Genomic DNA, 23,868 nt, shown 5'->3' with positions numbered 1-23,868 from the left:
GGTCGCGCGCCCTCGCTTCAGCCATCCAGGTGGCAGCGCGCGATGAAGCGCACCAGCGCCTCACCAGGGTGCTCGCCCGTCACGTGCAGCGTCTGCACACCGATGTGCGACTGCTCGAAATCGACGCCAAACTGTGCACGCAGACTGTCTTCAATGCGCACGAGATAGGCCGACACGGCACCCGCGCCCGACAGCGGCATTAGCGTGACGATGGCGCGACGCGTCTTGCCACGCGCCTGCCAGACCACGTCCAGCGCACGGCGGCTGCGCAGCACGCTCTCGAACGGTGCATCGCTGGCTTCGTCCTGATCAAAGATGAGCGCGACTACCGACGAGTCGATGCCGGTATCGCGATGCAAGCGCGCCAGACGGCCAAGGTCGAGTGCGAACTCGTACGGCGCATCGGGCACGAGGTCGAGAATCTCGGAGCTGACGGTCAGGTGGCGCACGCCATCGGCGTAGTAGCCGAGCAGCACCAGCAGGAACTGCAGGTTTTCGTACGACAGCGACAGGAACGGCATCTGCTGCACAACCACGATGCCGATCAACTCGTCGGCACCCGACAGCACCGGCGCGCAGGCCACGTAGCGCGAGCTGCCTTCATGGCGCAGCTCGGGCGCCTGCGGGTGGCCCAGCGTGTGGGTGTCGATGCAGTGGCGGATCAGCGGGTCGTCAGCCACGATGTCGAACGGCGTGCCGACGCGGGCCACCGGTTCAGTGTCGACCTGGTTACGTGTCACACGCACCATCGCGGCCACTTCCAGCTGGCAGGCCTGCGCCGTCCATTGCAGAAACTGCACGGCACCCGGCAGTTGTGCCACGTCGGGCTGGTTGGTGCCGTCGCCGTGTTCGCGTGCGGCCAGTGCCAGGTTGCGCAGTTGCGTGAGCGTGTCGCGCAGCGTGGTCGGCTTGGCCAGCAAGTCGTTCTCCAGCCGCTCGTGCGAAAGACGCAGCAGGAAGTGGTTCTTGGTGAGCGCAGCCAGCCGGTCGTTCAAGTAACCGTTGACGGTGCGCGCACGTGAGAGCCGCGCGCCCCAGATGTCACCGAACTGCCCGCCGATCAGCACGAACATCAGCCCGCCAAGAAAGTACATGCGCGGGAAGGCACCCGCCGCAGCCGTCTGCCCGTAGAACGTCCACCATGCGCCCAGCACCACCAGCGCGGCGGCCGCACCCAGCAGCGTGCCGTAGCGCAACGCCAGAATGAGCGGCACCAGCCAGATCCACGGGAAGCCGTAGCCGAGCAGCAGCGGATTGTCCGGCACGAACAGCCAGACGATGCCGATGGCGACGATCGTGGCGCCCAGCGTTTCCAGCACCGCGCTCGGGCTCGACACGGCCGGCGCGATCAGGCGCCCATACCACGACGATGCGCCGATGCCCTGCGCATTGCGCCGACGATCGCGACCGCGCGCCTCCGCGGCGGCGGACTGTGTGCCCGGCTGCGTACCCTGCGCCGCTTCGGTTTTCATCAGCCTCGGCCCAGCGGCGAGAGCAGCTCGCGCAGCAGCTTCTGCGCCACGGCCGAGACGGCATCGCGGCTCCAGCCGGTGCGGCTGCCGGCCGCGCTCCAGATCACGTTGCCGCTCTGCACGTCAATCACCTGCAGGGTGATGCCGACGGCGGGTTCGCCATCCACGCCCACCTTGTAGCGCCATTCATCCACGGCGCCGGTCAGGGCATAACGGGCCTTCTCGCCGCGCGCCCAATCCAGCGCGCGGGCCACGGCCTCGCGCTCGGCTGGCTCGAACAGCGATTCGCTGTTCAGGTTGGCCGGATACTGCTTGAGATTGGTAAAGCCGCGCGCCTTCAGGATGCTGGTGGCGATGGTCTCGGCACGCAGCCCGGCCTGGGGTGTTTCGGTGTAGTTGACGATGGGCAGCACGACCCACGCGTCAGACGCGCTGGTTGCCGGTGCGCGGCCGCTGTCGACCACGGCACACGCGGACAGCGCGAGCGCCACACCGACGCCTGCAGCGGCGGCCAGCCAGCGGCGGCGGCCGGCCTTCATCTTGTCGAGCAAGGGTGTCATCGCTTTCTCCTGGATGCTTCCGTTGTTCTTCATGCTGTTCTTTCCCCGTTTCATCTTGTTCGTCGTGTTCGTCGTGCTTGTCGCTTGCGCATCAGTAAAGCCAGCGGTAGCGCAGGCCGATTTCCGTCAGCGGCGATGTGCCTGACCGCGTGATCGATTGGTGTTCGATGTATAGCGCCAGATGGTCATTGCCAAAGACGCTGCCCGCCACCCCAAGCTGCGCCTGCACGCCCCATCCTTCGCGGTTGTCGTGCAGCATGCCAACATCCATGAACGGCCGCCAGGCGCGGGTGTAGCGATCCAGATAGTCCGTGCCGAAGCCAAACAGCATGCCGAACTGCGAGAACGAGCGCGGCATGATCTGGTTGACGTCCGGCGTACCGTCGCCCGGCAGCAGGCGCGCCATCAGCGGGCTGACCGTGCCCGACGCGTTGTAGCGCGCCACCGTGCCCACCACGCGGATCGTGTAGTCAGGATATTCCACCCGGAAGCGATGGCCGATCTCGCCATCGAACACCATACCGCTGCCCAGGAACGAGCGGTCCTGCGCATAGAAGCGGTCACCCTCGACCCGGGCACGCACATACTCGTTCTGCGTCAGGCGCCAGTTGTTGCCGATCGAGAACAGATCCTTCACACCGCCGATACGCAATTGCGGCGTCTCGTTGGCCGGCTGGTTGCGGCCGATCGACAGCTCGGCGCCCAGCGGCCCGACCTGCCCAAGTAGCCCATCCAGCCGAAACGCATAGAACGACGCCAGCCCCTCACGCCAGCCCACGGTGCCCTTCCACTGCGTGCTCTGCGTCTGGTACTGCGAGATCCAGTCCAGCTTGCGGTCCTGCGCCGGCACGCCGGTGAGCTGCGTATCGTCGGTCGAGCGCTGGTTCCGCTGCGTGGCGCGCACCAGCATGCTGGTGTGGTCGGTCAGGCGCATGCCGGCCGCGGCACTGGTCTCGAAGTACGTGAGCGGCGCCTGCTTGAACCACGTCTCGCGCGGCTCCAGTGCCTGCGCGTTGGTCAGCAGCGTCTCCTGTACGCGCTCGTGCAGTTGCCCGTCGTCGGGTGCCGTGGTCAGGCCCTCGAAGGACAACCGCTGCGCCTCACCCAGGCGGTCCGTCATCACATTGGCGTCGATGCGGTTGTAGAGCGGGATGCGGTCGGGCGTGTCATCCAGCAGGCGGTTGAGCGTCTGCAGATCGCGCTCGGCCAGGGCGATGGAGATGTCGGCATAGGCCGGACGCGTCATGCGGCGCGTGTATTGCTGCAGCAGCCATGCACGCGCCAGGTCATTCGCCTCCTGCGACAACGCCCAGCCCAGCGCCGCCTCCTTGGCGACCGCGGAGACGAGCTGATCGCTCACGCGGGCCTGCTTGCGCTTGTCGGTAAGCGTTTCCGGCGGCTCGGGCGGCAGCGTATCGATCTCGCCCAACTCGGATTTGTCCATCGTCGAGCGACCACCTTCGCGTGCCTGCTTCGTGGTACGACGGTCATCACGCAGCAGTTCGATCAGCAGGCGCTGCGACAGGTCGCCCGACCCGAACGTTTGCGCCAGCGAGACGCGTCGGGCGCGCAGTTCGGTACGGGCGTCCTCTTCCAGCGGTACGGCATCATCGTCGCCCACCGTTACGCGCGTACCGACACGACGGCCAGCCGGTGCCTTGGCCTTGCCACTCCCGGTCTTGTCCTCCGCACGCCACAGCAGCCACCACGCCTCGCGGCGCAGGGCCCAGGCGGCATCGGCCTGACCGGCCATCTCGCGCGCATCGGCGTAGGCAAGCAGCCAGAGCGGATCAGTCTGCATCGACTTGCCCTGGCGCCCCAGGAAGCGCAGTGCGAGGTTGGCGTCGAACAGTTGCAGCCCGGCCGCAGCGTATGCGCCCCAGTAGGCGGAATCGTTCTCGGCCTCGCCGCGCCACAGGGCCAGGGCGCGCTTGAGCTCGGCGTTCTGGCCGGAGTCGAGCAGGCCCCAGAGGAAGGCGGCGCGTACATCGCTGCCGGCATCGGGCAGTGAGGCAGCACGGCGCAGGTCGCGCATGGCGGCATCCCACTGGCCGCTCTGGCGGAGGTACTCGGCACGTGCGCTCAGCACGCCGGCGGATTGCTCTGCGGCCTCGCGCTGCTCCGGCGTAAGCGAGGCCAGCAGCCCTTCGATGCGGCGGAAGGCGCGCGCCCGCGTGTAGTAGTAGATGGCCTGCTGCAGGTGAACCATCGTGCCGTCCTTGCGGAAGGCGAGCTCGGACAGGCGGCCGGCGTCGATGGGGCTGGCGTCGTAGAAGGCGATCATCGACGTCAGGTCGTCAGCCTCGGCCTTGCCACCGATCAGCAACTGGCGATAGGCCTCGCGCGCCAGATCGTCGCGCTGGGTCAGGCGGGCAAGCTGGGCGAAGGTGCGCCAGTAAAGATCGTCGGTGGGTGTGGCCGCCTTGCTGGCCGCCTGCATGGCGGCGAGCGCCTGCTCGAATTGCCCGCGCACGTACAGCATGTTCGCCAGCTTGAGCGCGTATTGCGTCGCTTTTGGCGTATTCAGGCCGAACTCCTTCTGCAAGCGTACGTAGGTGTCGTAGGCCTGATCGTCCTTGCCGGCGCGCTCGGCCAGACTGGCATAGCGCTCCAGCACCGCCTGCCGGTGGGCTCCACGCGCAATGCTGTTCAGGTACGCCAGCCCTTCCACCGGCTCGCCCAAGCGCTCGTACGCGGCAATGATCTGGTCGAGCAGCTTCATGTCACCGGGCTGGCGGCTGGCCTGGTAGCGCAGGCCGGCCAGATAGGCGTGGTCTTCGTTGAGCGCGGGCGCCAGGCGCAGCACGTGCTGCCAGGCCGCATCGTCGCCGGTGGATTGCGCGTACGACAGCCAGTAGTTCAACGCGACCATCGGCTGGCGGTTCCACTCGGCCACCTGGGCGGCGCGTTCGGTCCAGATCTTCAGGTCGGGGCGCTGGCGCACGGCGGCCTCGGCCACGCGCATGGCGTCGTTCAGGTTGCCGCTGCCCATGAAGACCTGGAAAGCGAGATCGTAGTCATCCGCGTTGAACGGCGCGATGCCGCGCACGATGGCCTGGGCGCCCTTCGGTTGCGAAGACGATGCGGCATCGTCGGCCTTGTCCGCCACATGGCGGATGCGTGCGGCATGCCGCTGGCGGCGGGCCAGGCCTTCCGGGCCATCCATGAATACGACATCCGCCGGGCTCGGCAGCGGTTCGGGCCGGCCTGCAAACGCCCAGTCATGACGTGCGACGCCTGCCGCCAGGGCAATGCCCTCGTTCGTCTGACGCCGCGACAGGTGCAGCAGGCGGCGTGCATATTGGTCCGCCAGATCGGGACGGTTGCACGCCTGCGCCAGGCGCGTAAGAAAACGCAGCGTTTCAGTATCGTCGATCAGCAGGCCGACGCGACGTTGCGCTTCGGTCATGGCATCGTCGAGCAGGTTGCCGCCCTGCAATGCCTTCAAGCCGGCGATGAAGTAGCGGCGCTGCTCGTCAATCGACCTGGCGGTGTCCAGCGCAGCAAAGTTGGCGGCGGCGGCAGCGCGGTATTCACCCACACCCAGCGCAATCTCAGCCGTGCGCGCCTGCCATTGCGCGGCTCGGGCCACGTCCTGCTTGGCCAGGCGCTGATAGAACTGCATGGCCATCGCGCCCTGATCCAGCCCGCGGGATTTGGCTGCGAGCATCTCCAGCTCGGCCGCAGTCCAGCGGTAGTCCAGCGCTTGCTTGAGCAGAGCACGCAGGTCAACAAGCATGGCCGCGCGCTGCGGATCATTCGGTTGCAGTGCATAGGCACGCTGCTCGCGGATGGCGATATCGAGCAACAGCGCTTCACGGTCGAGCGACTTGTCATGCAGCGCGCGCATGCGGGCAACGATCGCTTCGGCCTCTTCCAGCCGGCCGGTGCGCACGTACTGGGCGGCCAGCACGCTGAGGAATTCCCCATCGTTCGGGCGCACGCGCAGCCAGGCTTCCAGGTAGGCCACCGACAGCGCATCAACCTTGCCGCCCGCATTGGCCCCATCAAGCAGGCGCGCCTCCAGGCGCTCGCGCGGGAACATCAAGGCGAGCGCCAGCCCGATCAGCGCACCAAGCGTGCCGATCAGCCAGGCAGGCAGCAGCCGTTCACGCGGAGTCAGGTCAGCAGACCACATCGACACGTTGGTAGGTCACGGTTTGAGCAGCAGCTCCAGTCAGGTCGACGCGCACGGTGTTGTCCTGTGCGCGGGCGGTGCTGGCGGGATTGCCGTTGACCTTCACGCGGCAAGCGCCGGCGTTGGCCAGACGAACGAACGGCTTGTAATAGCCGCCCGCCTCGAAACTCAACTCACTACCGTTTCGTGCGAAATTGCGCACGAAGGCAGCGGCTTCCGCAATGTACGCGGGCGTGATCGACTCCGCCTCCGGCGCAACAGTAAAACGCGCTGCACCCTCGTCGAGGTGGATATAGATGCCGCCAGCTGCCTTGTCATAGCCGACCACGCCTTGTGCGTCGGCCAGGCGCGGCGTGCCAGGTGCCATCCAGCGCAGTTCGCGCAGGTCGCCATCGCCGCGCACGACCCAGGTGTTGCCGTCATCGACATCGCGGGCGATGGCCATGTTGCGGAAATCCAGCACCTTGACCACGTACTCGGTGGAATAGATCGGGAACACCGGCTGCGACAGCGCGTAGTCGTAGACCTTCTTCAACGCCTTGAGCGACGCAAGCTTGGTGCCCGAATACATGTGGTAGTAGATATTGATGGGCTTGAGGCGGTACGGCGTGTCGGTCATCTGCAGCGTTTCAATCAGGCGCTCGAAACCGTAGAAAGGCCCGGTCCAGTCATTGGTATAGACGTTTTCGTTCTGATTGGGTGCGAACACCTGGTAAGCGCCCGGGCCCTTGTCGATGCCCAGCGGCGCAATGGCCGTCCACGATGGCGAGGTGCGCTTAATGGTGGTATCGCCACCATTGATGTTCAGGACACCTGCATCCCAAGCCATACGCACGGCGACAGCCGGCGGCTCGCAGTCGCCCGACCACTGCAGAATCTTCACCCGCTTGCCTGACGGCGCCAGACGCTCGTTGATGTAGCGGATGGAGCCCGCGATTTCGCGATCGAGGCTGAACGTGTAGTTCGGAATGGAGAGCGCGAAGGCAGTGTCGCCACCGCCCTTGTCGACGCCGGGGCCTTCCTTGGCCCGATCGCTGGTGGTACCCGCCGGCACCGTGCGGCTCCAATCAAACGGGTGCGAATAGGTATGCGTGCCCAACTCGACGTACGGCAGTGCAAACATCTTGCGGGCGATCGCCTCGAGGCGCGGCGTCAGCTTGGGATACAGGCCGCTGGAACCCACCTCTCCCTCGATCACCGACAAGGTGGTCGGGATACGGTATTTTTCCCACACGTCCTGCAGCAGCACCTCTCCAGAGTACTCCGGCCCCGGAAACTCCGCGCGTGAGGCGAAGCCGTCGCCATCCACATGCACGAGCATCAGGCGACGGCCGTTCTCAGACGTCACATCCGGGATCGGCATATTGGGCAACGCCAGCGCGCGGCGCAGGAATTCGATCGGCGGCACCACCCAACGCGCCTGCTCGATGGTGTCCATCGAAAACACTGCGTACGGGCTGAGCACGTAACCACCCCAATCGGTAATAGCTGCGGCGTCAAATTCGAAGTTGCCCGACTTCAGGCGCAGCAGCGACTGTCCGCTAGCGCCCAAGTGAATGGGCTGGGCGTCGCGGCGCTCGGGCCGGGGGGCCATCTCGAAGCCCATCATCGGATCCTGCGACACCACCGATAAGGGCCCCGCAGGCCGCCCGCGCACAAGCTGCAATTTGAGCATCTCCGCCATGCTGCTGTCCGCCGGCAAACCAAACGCGTTCATGAAGGCGATACGCACCCCATCATGAAGGCGCTGCCGCACCCATGACGAAAGCGATGCCGGCTGCTTGATCGGGCTCGTGTTGACCCACACCACCACGCCCGCATAGCGGTCAGGCGGCACAGAATCTGGCAGTGGCTTGTCGAGGTCGGCGTATTCGACGTCGTAGCCCAGAAAATTGAGCGGCATGGCAATGAAGCGCACCCCCTGGCTCTGGTCGAGAGTCACGCGTGAGTCTCGGTCCTGCAGGATCAGCACCTTGCGCGGCAGCACCTCGATGCGCCCCACGCCAATGGTCGACAGGTCCGGATCAGTCACGTACGGCACCAGCCCCTGCGCCTTGATGCGCTTGGCTGTGTCGCGCGCGCAGGCGCGGTCGGCCGGTGGGCAGTAGTCGATGGCGATCACGGGCAGGTGGTACTCATCGCGAATCGTACGCACATGGCCCATCAGCCATTCGCGGTCGGCATCGCTGACTTGCCGGTACTGCTTGCTGCCCTGGTCCCAGCCGCGATACAGCGATTCAAACGCCACCGCATACGCCAGGTCATGCACCTGCGGCAGGATCTCAAAGCCGCGGTTGAAGATCAGCTTGGCATCCGGATAGCGCGCCTTGATCGCGCGAATCGTGCGCACCATGCCGGCCTCTTGCTCCGCACGCGCGGCGTCATCCTTGGCGATGAGCTGGTACGAGTCGAGCGTATCGAGAAAGAAGCCGCGATAACCCTTGTCCCACAGCGGCTTGATGACGTGATCGACATAGAAGGCCGGCCAGTCGGGCTGGGCCTGGTCCACCACGCGCGACGCCCATGCCGCGTTGCGGCCGGACAGCCAGGCCTTGGGCAGATCCTTATACCAACTGCGCTCGGGCGTGACCTCGCCCACGCTCACGTAGGCGTACCACTGTGTTTTGGGTGTCTTGAACTGTGATGGATCGAAGCCGTGGTCCGGCTCGATGACGACCGCGTCGAAGGCACGCAACTGCGCCACGGGCGGCTTGTCGCCGTAATACCACGCGATGTTCGGCGCATTGGCCGAGATCGAAGGTGTAACCCCTGACGCACCGGACCCGGTGGTGGCAGACGCTTGTTGAGCAAGCGTCACACAAGGCATCGACACAAGTGCGGCCGCAACCCACGCTGCAAACCTAGCCACAACCCGTCCGACCGTCCCTGCCGTATTCCCCCGTTTCCCCCCGGTGCGCCGCTGCTGTACGCGGCTGAGAACCCACATGACCTACCACTCCTATGCAACTGTGTGCACACAACTGCGTGTCCACACTGGCCGATCTGCGCCGGCACTGAGATAGTGGCGCCGATACTTGCGCCAAACGGGACATTTGCCGTTTCTCGGATTGCCACCTGCAAACACAGGCCCCGTAAGGCAAACCAGGACAATATGTTCCCAGGCTGCAAGTATCACCCATGGTGTGGGTACGCGGCAAACCACTTTTCGATGGCTGCGCGCCACAGTGGGGCATAGACAATTGTTTAACGTACGCCCTGGCATGCGTGATTCGTGCGTCGGTTTGACAAAGCGATCCTGGCTGCACCATGATCGTCCGCAGCCACATTCCAAGCGGCCTTGCAGTGCAACGGCACGCCTGCCCCGCCACCATGTCCGCCTTCATCCTTGTCGCGCTCATCCTGATCAGCGCCTTCTTCTCTGCCTCCGAGATCGCGCTCACGGCCTCGCGTCGCACCCGCCTGCAAACGCTGGCCGACGACGGCGACACCCGTGCCCTGCGCGTGCTGCAGCTCAAGGACACGCCCGGCAACTTCTTTACCGTGGTGCAGATTGGCGTGAATGCGGTGGCGATCCTGGCCGGTGTCATCGGCGACAGCCAGATCTCGGGGCCGCTGGCAACATGGCTGGGCGACTGGCTACCGGCCGCCCGCGCTGAGCGCATCGCCAGCATCGCGGGTTTCATGATCGTGACGGGGCTCTTCATTCTGTTTGCCGACCTGCTGCCCAAGCGCCTGGCGGTGCTCTACCCCGAGCGCTGTGCACTGGGCGTCATCGGCCCAATCCAGACGTGCCTGCGCGTGCTGCGGCCGGTGGTCTGGCTATTCAACGGCGCGGCCGATCTGTTCCTAAAGCTGTTTGGCGTGCCCACGCACCGCGTTGAGCAGATCACCACGGAAGACATCGCCGCCATGGTGGGCGCAGGCGCCGAAGCCGGCGTGCTGCGCAAGCACGAGCTGGCCGTGATCGAGAACGTGTTCGAGCTGGAATCGCGCACCGTCACCTCAGTGATGACCGTGCGCGACGAGGTCGTCTACTTCACCATCGACGAGCCGCTGGAATCGATCAAGATGAAGATCATCGCCCAGCCGCACGCGGAGTATCTCGTCTGCCGCGACGACATCGACTCAGTGCTTGGCTTCATCGCCTCGAAGGACATCCTGAAGCAGATCTTGTCGGAGGAATCCGCCACGGTGATCCGCAACCTGGCCAAGCACTTTGACAAGAACCTGCTGGTGCTGCCCGACACGCTCAATCTTTCGCAGGCGCTCACGCGCTTTCGCGAGATGCACCAGAGCTTTGGTGCGGTGATCAACGAGTATGGGCTGGTGGTGGGCGTGGTCACGCTCGACGACATCGTCGGTGCGGTGATGGGCGACATCCTCTACCTGGGCGAAGACGAGCAGATCGTGCGCCGCGACGACGGCTCCTGCCTGGTCGACGGCGTCACACCCATCGGCGACGTCAAGCGTGCCTTCGACCTCGACGACCTGCCCGGCGAGCACCACATCGAAACCATTGCTGGGCTGGTCATCTACGCGCTCAAGCGCATTCCCAAGAAGAGCGAAAGCATCGACATTGGGCCACTGCACATCGAGGTGCTCGACATCGACAACCACCGCATCGATCAGTTGCTGGTGTCGCGGCGCATCGATCCGCCTGCCTCGCCCGTTTCCTCCGCGTCGTGAGCGGCAAACACATCCTTGGCGGCAAACATGCCGTTGAGCGCCGCCGGAAAGCCCGCGTATAGCGCCATCTGCAGGATCGTCTCGGTAATCTCGTGGCGCGTGAGCCCCACGTTGAGCCCCGCGGCAATATGTACCTTCAGCTGCGGTGCCGCGTTGCCCAGCGCCGTGAGCGCGGCAATGGTGGCGATCTCACGCTCGCGCAGCGTCAGGCCCGGGCGGCTGTAGACATCGCCAAACCCGAATTCGACGACGTAGCGGCCAAGGTCGGGCGAGATGTCGGCCAAGGCCTCGACCACGCGTTCGCCGGCCACATCATCGACTTCCTTCAGCTTTTGCCAGCCCCGGGCATAACGGTCACGATTCGAGTCGTCCTGCAGGTTGGCGTGGTTTGCGGCTTGCGGTGCGGCTTGTGCGATCTGAGTCATGTGTATCCTCGTTCGATAGGCGTTTCGGTTTTCGAGATGAGGAAGCGGAACCCAGCGCGCTTTCTGCGGCGGCAATCCTGGCCCGGATGCCGTCGTAGTTGACGATCTTCTCGCGCAGCACGGCCAGTGTTTCGGCCCGCGCGCGCTGCTCCGCCTCCAGCGCCGCGGCATGCAACTCCAGCAAGCGTTGGCGCGCCGACACGCTCTCCAGACTGTCGCCCTGCCGCCGCAGCGCCGCGTACTGCAGCATCTGCGCAATCGGCATGCCGGTATCGCGCAAGCGCAGCAAAAACGCGAGCCACGTCATGTCTTCCGCACGGAAGACGCGATGGCCGTTTTCGCGCCGCTGCACGCTGTCGAGCAGACCGATGCGCTCGTAGTAGCGCAGCGTATGTGTCGACAGGCCGGTGGCTTCTGCAACTTGGGCGATAGTCAGGAAAGTGGTCATGAACGGAGCTTAGAAGTTAGAGCGCACTCTAAGTCAAGCAACTTTAGCGCAATTTCGCGCCAGTCCGACGAACGGCCCAAAACAAAACGCCGGCCCCCTTTCGAGGGCCGGCGCCTTGGTGTGCAGAAAAACCGGGAAACCGGTTAACCGCCCTTGCCGAACTCGCTCGGGCTCGCCACCTTCGGACGGTGGTCGCGCTTCTTTTTCTTCTTGTGGTGGTGTGCCTTCTTGTGGCCTTCAGCCGGAGCCGAGGCGGCAGGCGCCGGAGCCGCAGCAGGCGCGGCCGGAGCAGCCGGTGCCGCAGGAGCGGAGGCCTGCGCAAATGCGCCGGCGCTGAAGACAGCAGCCACGAGGGCAGCCAGGAGCTTGTTCATCGTGTTGTCCTTATGAATAAACGGAGATGCGGCGTGCCCGGAAACCGGGATGAGACGTGACCCGATACGTCCCCGCCACTGCCATTCAACGCACGACCCCGTCAACGGGATGACGCGCGCATCACCGCGCAGTGTGGTGCAGGTGCGGGCCAATGTCCACCGGAAGCCTGACGATACGCCAATATGCACATCGCAGCCTTGATGACACTCAACACAAATTGACAAACGTTGCATGACATGACTTCTACAGTGTTACGCGCGCTTACATCGTGGGCAAAACGCTTACAAACAGCGGTACACGCACTCACGATGTGGAGCGTTTTTGGAGGCATGGATCGCACATGGGACGAGATCCATGTATCTGAAGTCCCGCAATATCCTCAAGGAGTTTCACCATGAAAGTCGCTCAATCCCTGGCCGCTCTGATCGTTGCTGGTGCTTTTGCCGCCCCCGTGTTTGCCGCTGGCACCGCGTCCGCACCGGCTGCTGCCCCCGCACCGGCCCCGGCCGCTGCGGCGACTGCCACCGATGCCGCTTCCGCCCCGAAGGCTGAAGCCAAGCACGAGAAGAAGCATCACGCGCACAAGAAGGCGCACAAGGCTGCAGCCAAGTCGGAAGCCAAGACCGATGCCGCTTCGGCACCGAAGGCCGCTGAACCCGCCAAGCAATAAGGCGACAAGCGCGATGAAGAACGCCGGGGATTCCCCGGCGTTTTTTTATGCCCGCTCGGAACCGGCGCCCTGCTCCCGCGCCGGTCCCGCAACCACATCAGCGCAGATGTGGCAGACGTTTCGTGCCTTCGATCTGCACAGCTTGCAGCTCATGTGGCTTGAGGCCCAGCACGCTCAGGATCGTCGGTGCGATCTGGTTGGTGTCGACATGCTCGTCCACCACGTCGGAGCCGATGCCTGCACCCCACACCACGATCGGCACGTGGCGATTCTCCGGGCGGAAGCCACCATGTTCGGCGATCTTCGACAGCTTGCTGCCGGCCCATACTGTGCCCTGCTGCGCAATGCCGACCACATCCGGATAGCGGTCATCACTGGGCCGCACGCCAAAGAAGTCGGCGACCTCCTCACCCACCACAAAGCGGCTCGCACCGGCTTGCGTGAACGGCTTGGCGACGGCGTCGCCAGCCGCATCCGAACCCACGCCCGTGCCCGAGTAGCCGAGCAGGAACTGCTTCGTGAACTGCAGCGCAGCCGGTGAGCGGTCGTTCAGCCACAGCAGGATACCGTCGTCGTCCATGGCATGCGCGACGAGGTGCGGCTTGGTCGCTTCCTTGCAGGTGGCGGCGTACTTTTCCCACGCGCAGTTGAGCGCGTCGATCATGTCGCCGTCGTTGACGATGGTGAGGTCGGCGCGGCTGTTGGGCGATTGGCCATGCTTGGCCGACACGATCACGACCGTGTTGGACGGGTCCACCGCCTTGACCAGCTCACCCAGCTTGTTGTCGACAAAGGTGAGCGCGCTCTGCAACACCGGGCCCGGCACCGCGCCGTTGTTCGTGTAGCCGCCCAGGCCGCCCGACACCTTGTTGGCGGTGTTCGACGGGTCCGGGTAGTACGCCGACTTGTTCAGCTTCTGCGCGGTCGACACCGCCTGGAAGTTCATGCCCAGGATGGCGGGCACACCGGGCGTGCCGTTGCCGGCGTGGTCATGCCCCTTGAGCCAGTTCAGCACGGCCAGCACCTTGAAGCTGTCGTAGCGCTGCGTGTTCGTGTTGTCCTTGGTCCAGTCCGGGCCGGGGCCGGCAGGCAGCGACGGGTCGGTCACCGAGCTGTTGATCTCGGGCGCGAACAGGTCGTCAATGCCCTGGCCGCTCGGACCGTTGAGGATTTCGTAGGCAGCATGCTTGTCCGACCACGCCGTGTGCAAGCCATGCTTGCGCGCGACTTCAAACACGGTGTTCACCTTCAGGTACTGGTGCGGATACACCGGCGTGCACGTGGTGGGCGAGACCGGCAGGAAGGCCGGGTCGATCAAGTCCTGTGCATGGCCAGTCAGTTGCGAGATCTTCGATAGATCGGCGTATAGGCCGGGGATGCCCTGGCCGCTGTCGAGGCGATTCAGGTCGCGGGCGATGACCTCGGCGTAGAACACCTCGGCGCCGGGCTTGGTGGTGTGGCAGTTGGCGGCCGTCGTGCCGGCTGGCAGCAGGCTGCGGCTGTACGCATCGTCGTAGTAGATGCCAGTGGTCTTCGGGTTGCCGCCGGTCACCTGGCCGACCATGCCGGGGAACGAGTCGGACGGAAACGGCGTGCGGGCATTGCGGTAGCTCACGCCCTGATGCACGAGGCGTGCGAGCGTGGAGCCCGGATGGTTGCCGACATACCAGTCGAGGTCGTTCTGGTGCAGACCATCAACGGAGATCAGCAGGACATGCTTGGCGTGCGCGTGCCGCACATCATGCGCATCATCGTCATCGGCATACACATGCGCAGACAGACCGCATGCGAGCGTGGAGAGCACAGCAAGAACGAGGTATTTCTTGGGGGACACGGGATTCTCCTCTGGGATACCGCCATGAGGCGGCCCGGTCACGCTATGCCCCCTGTATGTCTGTGCGGCGACCCGTGCATGTCGCTCCCGTGACAAATGTAACGTTCCCTCCACTGCCCGGTTGAGCCAACGTTTGCACTGTCATCGGCCGTACGGATGATTCCACTAGAATGGCGTGCCCATCGCTTTTTCCCGACCCACACCCGCTCGAATCCATGTTCTCTTCGCCTGCCCTGCCCCGCTTCGCACTCGCCTGCCTGCTGGCCCTGGCCGGCTCCATCGCCGCGGCCCAGACCATGCCCGCTGCCAGCGCAGAACCCAGTGACTGGAGCGTCGCCGTCGGCCCGTCCATCTATGTGGCACCGAAGTATCCAGGCGCAAAGTCGAGCTTCGTGTTCCCGTGGATCGATCAGGAGATCGAATACAAGCACCGGTATTTCTCAAAGGGCATGGACTTCCTGGGCGCCTACCTCGCCAACGACGACACGTGGCAGGTGGGCGGTAACTTCCAGTTCGATCCGACCTGGCGCCATGCGCATGACGACGCGCGCTTGAACGGTCTCGGCAACGTTAACGCCACGGTGCGTGCCAAGGCGTTCGCGCAATACACGGTGTCATTCCTGACGCTCTCCACCGATGCAGAGCAGGACATTCTCGGCAACCGCCAGGGCCTGATCGCCAATGCCGACGTGTACGCCAGCGCCCCGCTCGGCCGCTGGCTCTTCAGCCTCGGCACCGGCGTGTCGTGGACCAACAGCCAATACATGCGCACCTTCTTCGGTGTAGATGGCAGCCAAAGCACAGCATCCGGCCTGCCGGTGTTCGCCACGCACGCCGGCGTGCGCGACATCCACTTCAACGCCATCGTCACCTGCAAGCTAGACGATCGCTGGACGGCCAACGGCTCGCTCACGGTCGCACGCCTGCGCGGAGACGCCGCCGATAGCCCGATCACGCAACGCCGCCAGCAGACCACGGCCATGGCATCGCTCACGTACCGCTTCCGCTAAACCTGCTGCGCGTGTTTCCGAGGAGAGCCACGCATGACCTTCGACCCGTCTTCACTGAAAGCGCTGTGCTTTGATGTGCAGGGCACGCTGGTGGACTTCACGACGCCGCTCATCGAGGCAGGCGTTGCATTGGCCACGCAACGCGGGTTCGTCGCCGACTGGCCGGAAGTCATTGCGCGCTGGCGCGCCGGTTACCGCACGGGCATGGACGCATTCCTGGCCGGCAAGCGGGGTTGGATTTCCACCGACACGATCTATCGTGAAGCATTGGACGCGCTGCTGCGCGACTACCCGTGGGCGCAGCACGTCAACGCAGAAGACCGCGACGCGCTCAACACGACCTGGAGCCGGCTGCGACCGTGGCCGGATACCCAGCGCGGCCTCAGCCGATTGCGCTCGCGCTATCTGACGGCAGCGCTATCGAACGGCAGCATGGCTTCGGTGATCCGCATTGCGCGACATGGCGCACTGCCTTTCGACGTCATCCTCACGGGCGAACTCGTGCAGTCGTTCAAACCTGATCCGAAGGTCTATGCCCTCGCCGTCCGTTCGCTAGGTGTGGCACCCGACGAAATCATGATGGTCGCATCGCACAAGTACGACCTGGTGGCAGCCCGTGCACAGGGTTTTCGGACGGCATTCATCGCGCGTCCGCTGGAATTCGGACCGGGCGCTGCCATTGATGTCACGCCGGATCCGGCGTTCGACTGTAACGTGACTGACATGGAGGACCTTGCAAACCGGCTTGGCGCCTAGCGCAATCGGTTGCGTTGATGCCAAACCCGCCGTGGCAGGTGCTTCAGCACGGGACAAACACCTATCAAACCAGAACACCCGCCGCGCGCCTCTCCCCCAAAAGGACCATGCCTCCTTTTAGCAACAGGCGTGTTTGCAATCGCCCTCAACCGTCGTGAATTTTTTTGGTAGTCTGTTTTGCAAGCAGACGATCGCTTTCCGATCAACGCGCGCGGGCAGCGACCGATGTCTTCAAACAAGTGGATGAACACTTGCAAGACAGGAGGGCCTCACCATGTTGCGATGGATTGCACACTGGGCGATGAATCATGCTCCGTCTCCGGAGAAGCAAGCCGAGCGCGCGTTGAACGAACTGCGCATGGAGCTGTATCAGGCGGAACAGCGCGTGATGGACGCGCAGATGCATGCGGACTACTACCGCGCGCGCATCACCTTCCTGGAAGACGTCGTCAAGAAAGGCATTGAACGGGTTTCCGATCAACGCAAGGGCAAGCAGGAAAATGCGCATGCCTTGCGCGCCGGACTCAAGTTCACGGCCGAGCTGTGGCGCGAATCGCAAGCCCAGTCGCGCGACTCTCATCTGCTGCGGCGACGCACAGCGATGTCGTTCCTCGATCCGCAAGATGCCTCGGTCGATACGCACCGTGATCCGAAGATTCATCACCTCTCAGAGCTTCCCGCAGGCTCACATTTCGATAGCAACCCATTGCCGCAGGCCAAGCACGTTGCTTCTGAGAAGCTGTAGCGTTCCTGCTCCTTCGGATACGCATGACAAACAAAAAGCCCCTTGGCCGTGAGACCAAGGGGCTTTTGCTACTGCTGGCGGAGAGGGTGGGATTCGAACCCACGGTACCGTCGCCGGTACGCCTGATTTCGAGTCAGGTACATTCGACCACTCTGCCACCTCTCCGGTAACTGGGTCGCTGAATCGCGAAACCGCGACTATAACAGAGTTTCGCCGCCGCAATCAAGAGGGGGCGACGCAACTCCATCAAACCGCCGGTTTCAGCACTTCCTGGCCGCCCAGATACGGGCGCAGCGCCGCCGGCACCGTCACAGAGCCATCCGCGTTCTGGTAGTTCTCCAGCACAGCCACCAGCGTGCGGCCCACGGCGAGGCCCGAGCCGTTGAGCGTATGCACCAGCTCCGGCTTGCCCTGAGCGTTGCGGAAGCGCGCCTGCATGCGGCGCGCCTGGAAATCGCCCATATTCGAGCACGAGCTGATCTCGCGGTACGTGTTCTGCGCCGGGATCCAGACTTCGATGTCGTACGTCTTGGTGCTGCCAAAACCCATGTCGCCCGTACACAGCACGACGGTGCGGAACGGCAGTTCCAGCTTGCGCAGGATGTTTTCCGCGCAGTTGGTCATGGCGTCCAGCGCGGCAAACGACGTCTCGGGCTGCACGATCTGCACCATCTCGACCTTGTCGAACTGGTGCTGGCGGATCATGCCGCGCGTGTCCTTGCCGTACGAGCCGGCTTCGGAGCGGAAGCATGGCGAATGGGCCGCGAACATCATCGGCAGCGCATCACCGGGGACAATCTCGTCGCGCACGAGGTTCGTGAGCGGCACCTCGGCGGTCGGGATCAGATAGAAGTTCTCGACGTGCTCGCCCGCCTCATCTTCGGCGCCATGCCCCATCTTGCGCGGCACGCGGAACAGGTCTTCCTCGAACTTCGGCAACTGGCCGGTACCACGCATCGACGCGGCGTTGACGATGTACGGCACGTACGCCTCGGTGTAGCCGTGCTCGAGCGTGTGCGTGTCGAGCATGAACTGCGCGAGCGCGCGATGCAGGCGCGCCACCTGCCCCTTGAGGACAGTGAATCGCGCGCCCGACAGCTTGGCACCGGCGTCAAAATCCAGCCCCAGCGCGCTGCCCAGATCCACGTGATCCTTGACCGGGAAGTCGAATGCACGCGGCGTGCCTTCACGGCGCACTTCCACGTTCTGCGTTTCGTCACGGCCGGCCGGCACGCTTTCGTGCGGCACGTTCGGAATCGACAGCATCAGGTCCTGCAGCTTGGCCTGCACCACGTCGAGTTGCGCAGCGGACGCCTTCAACTCGTCGCCAATACCGGCCACCTCGGCCATCACGGCCGATGCATCCTCGCCCTTGCCCTTGAGCATGCCGATCTGCTTGGACAGGCTGTTGCGGCGGGCCTGCAGTTCTTCGGTGCGGGTCTGGATGGCCTTGCGTTCAGCCTCAAGCGCGGCGAAGCCGGCCACGTCGAGCACGTAGCCGCGGTCTTTGAGGCGCGCGGCGACGGCGTCGATGTCTTTGCGCAGCAGTTGGATATCAAGCATGGTGGGGAGAAAACTCTGGGGACGAACGATCCGAAGGATCGAAAAGGCCGATTTTATCGCACCGGCCCGTGAGTCTTATTTGCTGCGAGAGGATTTGTCCTGCTCGGCGTGCCACTGCGCATCCAGTTCGCGCAGGTGCCGCAGCTTGTCGCCAATCTTGCCCTCCAAGCCGCGCGGCGTTGGCACGTACCAGTTCTGTGCGGGCAGATCGTCGGGGAAGTAGGTTTCGCCGGCAGCGTAGGCCTCTGGCTCGTCGTGGGCGTAGCGGTAGGCGTGCCCGTAGCCAAGCTCCTTCATCAGCTTGGTCGGCGCGTTGCGCAGGTGCACGGGCACGGCGCGCGACTTGTCCTGACTGACGAACGCGCGTGCCGCGTTGTAGGCGTTGTAGCCGGCATTGGACTTGGGTGCGATGGCCAGGTAGATCAGCGCCTGGGCCAACGCCAACTCCCCTTCCGGCGAGCCGAGGCGCTCGTACGTCTCGGCCGCATCCAGGGTGATACGCCCGGCGCGCGGGTCGGCCAGACCGATGTCTTCCCATGCCATGCGCACGATGCGGCGGGCGAGGTAGCGCGGGTCGGCGCCACCGTCGAGCATGCGGCAGAACCAGTACAGCGCCCCATCCGGATCGGAGCCGCGCACGGACTTATGCAGCGCACTGATCTGGTCATAGAAGGCGTCGCCACCCTTGTCGAAGCGGCGCAGGTTTTCCGACAGCGCGGAGGCCAGCAGCGCCTCGTCGACCGCCGGGACGGCGTCGCCCTCGGCTTGTGAGCGCGCGGCGCGGGTGACGATCTCGATGTTGTTGAGCAGCTTGCGGCCATCGCCATCGGCGGAGGCGACGATGGCATCGAGTGCGGCGGGCGTCCACTCCAGGCCGCCCAGCTCTTGGCGTGCGCGTTCGGCCAACTGTTTGAGCTCATCGTCCGACAGGCTCTTGAGCACGTAGACGGCGGCACGCGACAGCAATGCGCCATTCACCTCGAACGACGGGTTCTCGGTCGTCGCGCCGATAAAGGTGAACAGGCCGCTTTCCACGTGCGGCAGGAAGGCGTCCTGCTGGCTCTTGTTGAAGCGGTGGACTTCATCGACGAACACCAGCGTGCGACGGCCGTTGGCCCGAAACTGCTCGGCGCGCTCGACCGCCTCGCGGATGTCCTTCACGCCCGACAGCACAGCAGACAGCGCGATGAACTCAGCGTCAAACGCATTCGCCATCAGCCGCGCCAGCGTGGTCTTGCCCACACCCGGCGGGCCCCAGAGGATCATCGAATGCGGCTCGCCGGACGCAAAGGCCACGCGCAGCGGCTTGCCCGGCCCTAGCAGATGCTGCTGGCCGATCACATCATCAGCGGAATGTGGGCGGAGGCGCTCGGCCAACGGCATGTGGGCGGGCGCATCCGGGAAGAGAGAAGCAGAAGCGTTCATGCGGAGGATTGTCGCAGAAACGGCGGTACCGCCCTGCCGGCCACTATGCCAAGTCGCCATCCTTCAGGCGCTTGAGCAACTGGGCACGCTCGCGGTCGGACAGCGCGTGCCACAACAGCAGCATGTCAGCGGTCTGGTCGGTGCTGGCGTAGAAGTATTCGACCGGCACATTGAGCGCACGAGCCAGTGCGTCTGCGATCTCGTACTTCGGTTGATGCTTACCGGTCTCGTATTGGCTCATCCGTGCGCTCGCTGAAAATTCGTCCAGCCCCGCCAGCGATGCAAGCGCTTCCTGACTCAATCCGGCAGAAAGACGCACGGCGCGCAAGCGCCGGCCGAAGGGGGGATCAACGTTCACGGTGAAATCCAGAATCCTAGAGAACTAAGACATTCTTAGATTTCACCTGCGCATACTCTAAATTTTCCTTAGAATTCGGTCAATCGAGACAAATCTGATTCTTAGGCTTGAGCAACAGCGTGCGAAGACATGCTGACGGACTGCCTCCGCCCAATCCAAACAACACACACCAGCGAAAGCGCCGCAAACCCTGCATAGAACACCGCCATCGGCCACCACTGCGGGAAGAACTGATCCGCCAGCACGGTCGCCAGCAGCGGCGTGAGGCCCCCGGCAAATGCGCCACACACCTGATACGACAGCGAGATCGCCGTATAGCGGATACGCGCCGCAAACATCCCGGTGACAAAGCCCGCGATGACGGCGTAGTAGCCCGACTCAGCCAGCGTGGCGATGGCAACGCCTGCAAACACAGTACTCGGCTGCCCCATGCGCACCAGCGGCAGCATGATGAACGGCACAACGATGGCAAAGGCGGCCAGGATCGTCAGCATGCGGCGCGTGCCGAAACGGTCGGCCAAGTACGCTGCACCCAGCTGCACGAAGAACTGCAGCACGGCCACCCAAAACATGCAGTCGAGAATCATCGCGCGATCCAGCTGCAGGTACTGCGTGGCGTACGAGATCATGAAGATGTTGCTGAAGTACACGCCTGCGATGCCGTACACATTGGCGCCAATGGCCAGCACGATCAGAGGCCATGCCTTGAGGGCTTCGGCCAGCGGCTGTTTGGCCACATCGCCCGTCGCCTGCATCGCCTCGAACTCTGGCGATTCGTTGACCGACGTGCGGATCACGAAACCCACCGCCAGCAGCACCGCACTGGCCAGGAACGGCAGGCGCCAGCCCCACGCCATGAAGGCATCCGGCTCCAGCCGGCTGACGGCGGAGAACGCCAGCATCGACAGAATCAGCCCGCCCGCGCTACCCAGTTGCGCGAATGACGCAAAGAACGTGCGCCGGCCCTTGGGCGCATGCTCGCCTGCCAGCAACACTGCCCCGCCCCACTCTCCGCCGACGGCAATGCCCTGCAGCACGCGCAGCGCCACCAACGCCACCGGCGCGATCCAGCCGGCCTGCGCGTACGTCGGCAGGCACCCGATCAACACAGTCGCAATCGCCATCAAGGTGAGCGTGCCCATGAGCGCGCGCTTGCGGCCAAGACGATCGCCAATGCGGCCGAACAGCATGCCGCCAACCGGTCGCGCCAGAAAGCCGATGGCAAACGACCCGAACGAGGCCAGCAGGCCCAGCAAGCGGTTCTCGCCCGGGAAGAACAGCGGCCCGAAGACGAGTGCCGCAGCGGTGGCGTAGCTGTAGAAGTCGTACCACTCAATGGTGGTGCCGATAAAGGACGCCATCGCGGCGCGGCGTGGCTGGCGAACGGATTGGGATTGGGGGCCTGTCATCGTGTCTCCTCGTTGTTGTTATGGGCGCGTTCTGGTCGATAGGTCAGGCGCGATATTCGACGCCCGGCAGCACACACAGCAGCTCGAACGCGAGGTTGGCGCCCAGCAGCGCGGTCGTGCCAAACGGGTCATACGGCGGCGAAACCTCAACGAGATCCGCGCCGACGATGTCGAGCCCGCGCGCGCCGCGCACGATCTCCAGCGCCTGCGGCACGGTCAGCCCACCGACCTCGGGCGTGCCGGTGCCGGGCGCATAGGCGGGGTCGATGCCGTCGATGTCGAAGCTGATGTAGACCGGACCACCCTGCACGCGTGCGCGCACCTCTTCCATAAGCGGCGCAAGCGACTGGTACCAGCACTCCTCGGCCGTCACCACGCGAAAGCCCTGCTGGCGGCACCAGTCGAAATCCTCAGCTTCGTAGCCGGTCCCGCGCAGACCGATCTGCACCACGCGGTTGCAGTCCAACAGCCCCTCTTCCACCGCGCGGCGGAACGGCGTGCCGTGGGCAATCTTCTCGCCGAACATGGTGTCGTTCACGTCGGCATGCGCATCCACGTGAATCAGGCCGATGCGGCCGTACTTGGCGTGCATGGCGCGCAGGATCGGCAGCGTGACGGTGTGATCACCGCCCAGGCCAATGGGGCGGCAACCACCGGCAATGATGTCGCGGTAAGCCGCCTCGATGCGCTCGATTGAATCGTGCAGGTTGTACGGATTGGTCGCCACATCGCCAATGTCCGCCACGCGCAGCGAATCGAACGGCGCCGCGCGCGTAGCCATGTTGTACGGGCGCAGGAGGACGGATTCCGCCCGGATCTGGCGCGGCCCCATGCGCGCACCGTTGCGGTTGGAGGTGCCCAGATCGAACGGCACGCCCACAAAGCAGGCGTCCAGACCGGCGGTCGATTCAGCGGCGGGCAACCGCATCATGGTGGCGATACCGCCAAAGCGCGGCATAGCGTTGCCGGACATCGGCTGGAGGAATTCGGCGCGGTCATTCATGGCAGTCGATTCGTCACATCGCATTGAGGCGATGCGATTTGTTGAGGTAGTACAGATTCTTGCTGATCAACCCTGCGCGTAGAATGCGAAATCTCCGAATTAAACATCGATAAAAATCGATGTATCGACCGTGCTTGGACAACCTTCCGATCTGGATCTGCGGCTGATCCGCGTCTTCCTCGCCGTGGTGGACGCGGGCGGTGTGACGCCGGCGCAGGCCACGCTCAATGTCGGCCAATCAACCATCAGCACGCAGCTCTCAACGCTGGAGACACGCCTGGGCTACCGGCTATGCGAGCGCGGGCGCAGCGGATTCCGATTGACCGCGCGTGGCGAACAGTTCGTGGATTCAGCCCGCAAGCTGCTGGCCGCGCTCGACACGTTCAGCGCAGAGGCGCGCAAGGTGGGCCGCACGCTGGTCGGCACGCTCAACCTGGGGCTGATCGGCCATGCGCCAGTCAACGCCAACGCGCGCATCAGCCAGGCTATCGAGCGCTTTCGCCAGCGGGATGAATCGGTGCATTTCACGGTGTCTGTGCGGCCGCCGGGCGAGCTGGAGGGGTTGTTGCTCGATGGCAAGATCCACATGGCCATCGGCTATTTCTGGCATCGGGTGCCGGCGCTGGAGTACACCACGGTCTTTCACGAGACGCAGCTTGCGTATGCGGGGCGCGGGCACCCGCTGTTCAGCAAGACTGGAAACGTGTCACCGAAAGAGGCCCTTGCCCACGCGTGGGCGTGGCGCAGTTATCCGCTACCGGAGGCAGCAGGCTCACCGGCCGAGCGGCTGGTGACAGCGGTGGCAGACAACATGGAAGCGGTGGCGATGCTGGTGCTGTCAGGCCGGCATCTCGGCTATCTGCCCGAGCACTTTGCGGCGCCTTATGTGGCGCAGGGCCTGCTGGCCCCACTTGCACCGGAAGCGATGCGCTACGACGTGCCGTTCGACATGGTGGTGCGCCGAGATGCACGACGCAACGATCTGCTGGCCGCCTTCATTGCCGACATGAAGGCCGCCCACGCGTGAGCG

19 protein-coding genes and 1 tRNA gene are annotated in these 23,868 nt (G+C 64.4%); 6 read left to right on the top strand and 14 right to left on the bottom strand.

The annotated features are described in order from the left end of the window. Positions 1 to 17: 17 nt before the first annotated feature. The 4 genes from ACS13N_RS02915 to ACS13N_RS02900 all read right to left on the bottom strand — a co-directional run bounded on the left by ACS13N_RS02915 (position 18) and on the right by ACS13N_RS02900 (position 8,997). Positions 18 to 1,472 carry a PelD GGDEF domain-containing protein gene (locus ACS13N_RS02915; protein ID WP_438930269.1) on the bottom strand — a complete coding sequence of 485 codons (1,455 nt, stop codon included), beginning with the start codon at positions 1,470 to 1,472 and terminating at the stop codon, positions 18 to 20. Beyond that, positions 1,472 to 2,032: a transporter gene (locus tag ACS13N_RS02910; protein ID WP_048934655.1), complete on the bottom strand. Its 561-nt coding sequence runs from the start codon at positions 2,030 to 2,032 to the stop codon at positions 1,472 to 1,474. The genes ACS13N_RS02915 and ACS13N_RS02910 overlap by 1 nt, the downstream gene beginning before the upstream one ends. 91 nt (positions 2,033 to 2,123) lie before the next feature. Next, positions 2,124 to 6,170 (bottom strand): tetratricopeptide repeat protein, encoded by a 4,047-nt coding sequence (locus ACS13N_RS02905; protein ID WP_438930268.1) that lies wholly within the window; start codon positions 6,168 to 6,170, stop codon positions 2,124 to 2,126. Beyond that, entirely contained in the window at positions 6,157 to 8,997 is a 2,841-nt protein-coding gene (locus tag ACS13N_RS02900; RefSeq protein ID WP_438930603.1) for a bifunctional glycoside hydrolase 114/ polysaccharide deacetylase family protein, read from the bottom strand. Before ACS13N_RS02900 ends, ACS13N_RS02905 begins: the two co-directional genes overlap by 14 nt. Positions 8,998 to 9,500: 503 nt before the next feature. On the opposite strand from ACS13N_RS02900, the gene ACS13N_RS02895 reads away from it, so the two are divergent. Continuing rightward, positions 9,501 to 10,817: a hemolysin family protein gene (locus ACS13N_RS02895; RefSeq protein WP_438930267.1), complete on the top strand. Its 1,317-nt coding sequence runs from the start codon at positions 9,501 to 9,503 to the stop codon at positions 10,815 to 10,817. Here the strand turns inward: ACS13N_RS02895 and ACS13N_RS02890 are convergent. From ACS13N_RS02890 to ACS13N_RS02880, 3 genes are all read right to left on the bottom strand, one after another. Beyond that, entirely contained in the window at positions 10,757 to 11,242 is a 486-nt protein-coding gene (locus tag ACS13N_RS02890) for a carboxymuconolactone decarboxylase family protein (RefSeq protein ID WP_438930266.1), read from the bottom strand. The two genes, ACS13N_RS02895 and ACS13N_RS02890, sit on opposite strands and share 61 nt — an antisense overlap. Further along, positions 11,172 to 11,690 (bottom strand): MerR family transcriptional regulator, encoded by a 519-nt coding sequence (locus ACS13N_RS02885; RefSeq protein WP_438930265.1) that lies wholly within the window; start codon positions 11,688 to 11,690, stop codon positions 11,172 to 11,174. Before ACS13N_RS02885 ends, ACS13N_RS02890 begins: the two co-directional genes overlap by 71 nt. A 143-nt stretch (positions 11,691 to 11,833) precedes the next feature. Beyond that, positions 11,834 to 12,064 carry a signal peptidase gene (locus ACS13N_RS02880; RefSeq protein ID WP_438930264.1) on the bottom strand — a complete coding sequence of 77 codons (231 nt, stop codon included), beginning with the start codon at positions 12,062 to 12,064 and terminating at the stop codon, positions 11,834 to 11,836. 395 nt (positions 12,065 to 12,459) lie between these two features. On the opposite strand from ACS13N_RS02880, the gene ACS13N_RS02875 reads away from it, so the two are divergent. Next, positions 12,460 to 12,735, top strand: coding sequence for a hypothetical protein (locus ACS13N_RS02875; RefSeq protein ID WP_021195584.1), 276 nt, complete (start codon positions 12,460 to 12,462; stop codon positions 12,733 to 12,735). Positions 12,736 to 12,832: 97 nt separating this feature from the next. Here the strand turns inward: ACS13N_RS02875 and ACS13N_RS02870 are convergent, their stop codons facing one another. Then, complete coding sequence (locus ACS13N_RS02870; RefSeq protein WP_438930263.1) at positions 12,833 to 14,569, bottom strand: alkaline phosphatase family protein; 1,737 nt, start codon at positions 14,567 to 14,569, stop codon at positions 12,833 to 12,835. Positions 14,570 to 14,784: 215 nt separating this feature from the next. Here ACS13N_RS02870 and ACS13N_RS02865 point away from each other — a divergent pair, with 215 nt between their 5' ends. From ACS13N_RS02865 to ACS13N_RS02855, 3 genes are all read left to right on the top strand, one after another. After that, entirely contained in the window at positions 14,785 to 15,579 is a 795-nt protein-coding gene (locus tag ACS13N_RS02865; protein WP_438930262.1) for a MipA/OmpV family protein, read from the top strand. Positions 15,580 to 15,612: 33 nt separating this feature from the next. Continuing rightward, on the top strand, positions 15,613 to 16,335 hold the full coding sequence (locus tag ACS13N_RS02860; RefSeq protein WP_438930261.1) for a haloacid dehalogenase type II: 723 nt from the start codon (positions 15,613 to 15,615) through the stop codon (positions 16,333 to 16,335). A gap of 274 nt (positions 16,336 to 16,609) precedes the next feature. Next, entirely contained in the window at positions 16,610 to 17,080 is a 471-nt protein-coding gene (locus ACS13N_RS02855; protein WP_438930260.1) for a hypothetical protein, read from the top strand. A 75-nt stretch (positions 17,081 to 17,155) separates the two neighbouring features. Here ACS13N_RS02855 and ACS13N_RS02850 read toward each other — a convergent pair. From ACS13N_RS02850 to speB, 6 genes are all read right to left on the bottom strand, one after another. Continuing rightward, positions 17,156 to 17,245: transfer RNA gene (locus tag ACS13N_RS02850), tRNA-Ser, on the bottom strand. Between the two features lie 81 nt (positions 17,246 to 17,326). Continuing rightward, positions 17,327 to 18,643 (bottom strand): serine--tRNA ligase, encoded by a 1,317-nt coding sequence (serS, locus tag ACS13N_RS02845; protein ID WP_438930259.1) that lies wholly within the window; start codon positions 18,641 to 18,643, stop codon positions 17,327 to 17,329. Positions 18,644 to 18,718: 75 nt separating this feature from the next. Continuing rightward, positions 18,719 to 20,026, bottom strand: a complete 1,308-nt coding sequence (locus tag ACS13N_RS02840) for a replication-associated recombination protein A (RefSeq protein ID WP_438930602.1) — start codon at positions 20,024 to 20,026, stop codon at positions 18,719 to 18,721. An 85-nt stretch (positions 20,027 to 20,111) separates the two neighbouring features. Next, positions 20,112 to 20,426 (bottom strand): helix-turn-helix domain-containing protein, encoded by a 315-nt coding sequence (locus tag ACS13N_RS02835; RefSeq protein ID WP_438930258.1) that lies wholly within the window; start codon positions 20,424 to 20,426, stop codon positions 20,112 to 20,114. A gap of 101 nt (positions 20,427 to 20,527) precedes the next feature. Then, positions 20,528 to 21,835, bottom strand: a complete 1,308-nt coding sequence (locus tag ACS13N_RS02830; RefSeq protein WP_438930257.1) for an MFS transporter — start codon at positions 21,833 to 21,835, stop codon at positions 20,528 to 20,530. 43 nt (positions 21,836 to 21,878) lie between these two features. Next, the gene (speB, locus tag ACS13N_RS02825; protein ID WP_438930256.1) at positions 21,879 to 22,838 is read right to left on the bottom strand and encodes an agmatinase; all 960 of its coding nucleotides are present in this window, start codon (positions 22,836 to 22,838) and stop codon (positions 21,879 to 21,881) included. Between the two features lie 130 nt (positions 22,839 to 22,968). Here speB and ACS13N_RS02820 point away from each other — a divergent pair, with 130 nt between their 5' ends. Then, positions 22,969 to 23,865, top strand: a complete 897-nt coding sequence (locus tag ACS13N_RS02820; RefSeq protein ID WP_438930255.1) for a LysR family transcriptional regulator — start codon at positions 22,969 to 22,971, stop codon at positions 23,863 to 23,865. The last annotated feature ends 3 nt before the right edge of the window (positions 23,866 to 23,868 follow it).

The sequence above is a fragment of the Ralstonia sp. 24A2 genome (assembly GCF_051783885.1).
Classification (GTDB): Bacteria; Pseudomonadota; Gammaproteobacteria; order Burkholderiales; family Burkholderiaceae; genus Ralstonia.
This window is presented reverse-complemented; position numbering and strand designations above follow the sequence as displayed.

Excerpts from the sequence above, each read along its gene's own strand:
- ACS13N_RS02875 (WP_021195584.1), top strand. The coding sequence starts at position 12,460 with ATGAAAGTCGCTCAATCCCTGGCCGCTCTGATCGTTGCTGGTGCTTTT.
- ACS13N_RS02915 (WP_438930269.1), bottom strand. The coding sequence starts at position 1,472 with ATGAAAACCGAAGCGGCGCAGGGTACGCAGCCGGGCACACAGTCCGCC.
- ACS13N_RS02840 (WP_438930602.1), bottom strand. The coding sequence starts at position 20,026 with ATGCCGTTGGCCGAGCGCCTCCGCCCACATTCCGCTGATGATGTGATC.
- ACS13N_RS02885 (WP_438930265.1), bottom strand. The coding sequence starts at position 11,690 with ATGACCACTTTCCTGACTATCGCCCAAGTTGCAGAAGCCACCGGCCTG.
- serS (WP_438930259.1), bottom strand. The coding sequence starts at position 18,643 with ATGCTTGATATCCAACTGCTGCGCAAAGACATCGACGCCGTCGCCGCG.
- ACS13N_RS02865 (WP_438930262.1), top strand. The coding sequence starts at position 14,785 with ATGTTCTCTTCGCCTGCCCTGCCCCGCTTCGCACTCGCCTGCCTGCTG.
- ACS13N_RS02860 (WP_438930261.1), top strand. The coding sequence starts at position 15,613 with ATGACCTTCGACCCGTCTTCACTGAAAGCGCTGTGCTTTGATGTGCAG.
- ACS13N_RS02900 (WP_438930603.1), bottom strand. The coding sequence starts at position 8,997 with ATGCCTTGTGTGACGCTTGCTCAACAAGCGTCTGCCACCACCGGGTCC.
- ACS13N_RS02830 (WP_438930257.1), bottom strand. The coding sequence starts at position 21,835 with ATGACAGGCCCCCAATCCCAATCCGTTCGCCAGCCACGCCGCGCCGCG.
- ACS13N_RS02855 (WP_438930260.1), top strand. The coding sequence starts at position 16,610 with ATGTTGCGATGGATTGCACACTGGGCGATGAATCATGCTCCGTCTCCG.
- speB (WP_438930256.1), bottom strand. The coding sequence starts at position 22,838 with ATGAATGACCGCGCCGAATTCCTCCAGCCGATGTCCGGCAACGCTATG.
- ACS13N_RS02895 (WP_438930267.1), top strand. The coding sequence starts at position 9,501 with ATGTCCGCCTTCATCCTTGTCGCGCTCATCCTGATCAGCGCCTTCTTC.
- ACS13N_RS02905 (WP_438930268.1), bottom strand. The coding sequence starts at position 6,170 with ATGTGGTCTGCTGACCTGACTCCGCGTGAACGGCTGCTGCCTGCCTGG.
- ACS13N_RS02890 (WP_438930266.1), bottom strand. The coding sequence starts at position 11,242 with ATGACTCAGATCGCACAAGCCGCACCGCAAGCCGCAAACCACGCCAAC.
- ACS13N_RS02880 (WP_438930264.1), bottom strand. The coding sequence starts at position 12,064 with ATGAACAAGCTCCTGGCTGCCCTCGTGGCTGCTGTCTTCAGCGCCGGC.
- ACS13N_RS02910 (WP_048934655.1), bottom strand. The coding sequence starts at position 2,032 with ATGACACCCTTGCTCGACAAGATGAAGGCCGGCCGCCGCCGCTGGCTG.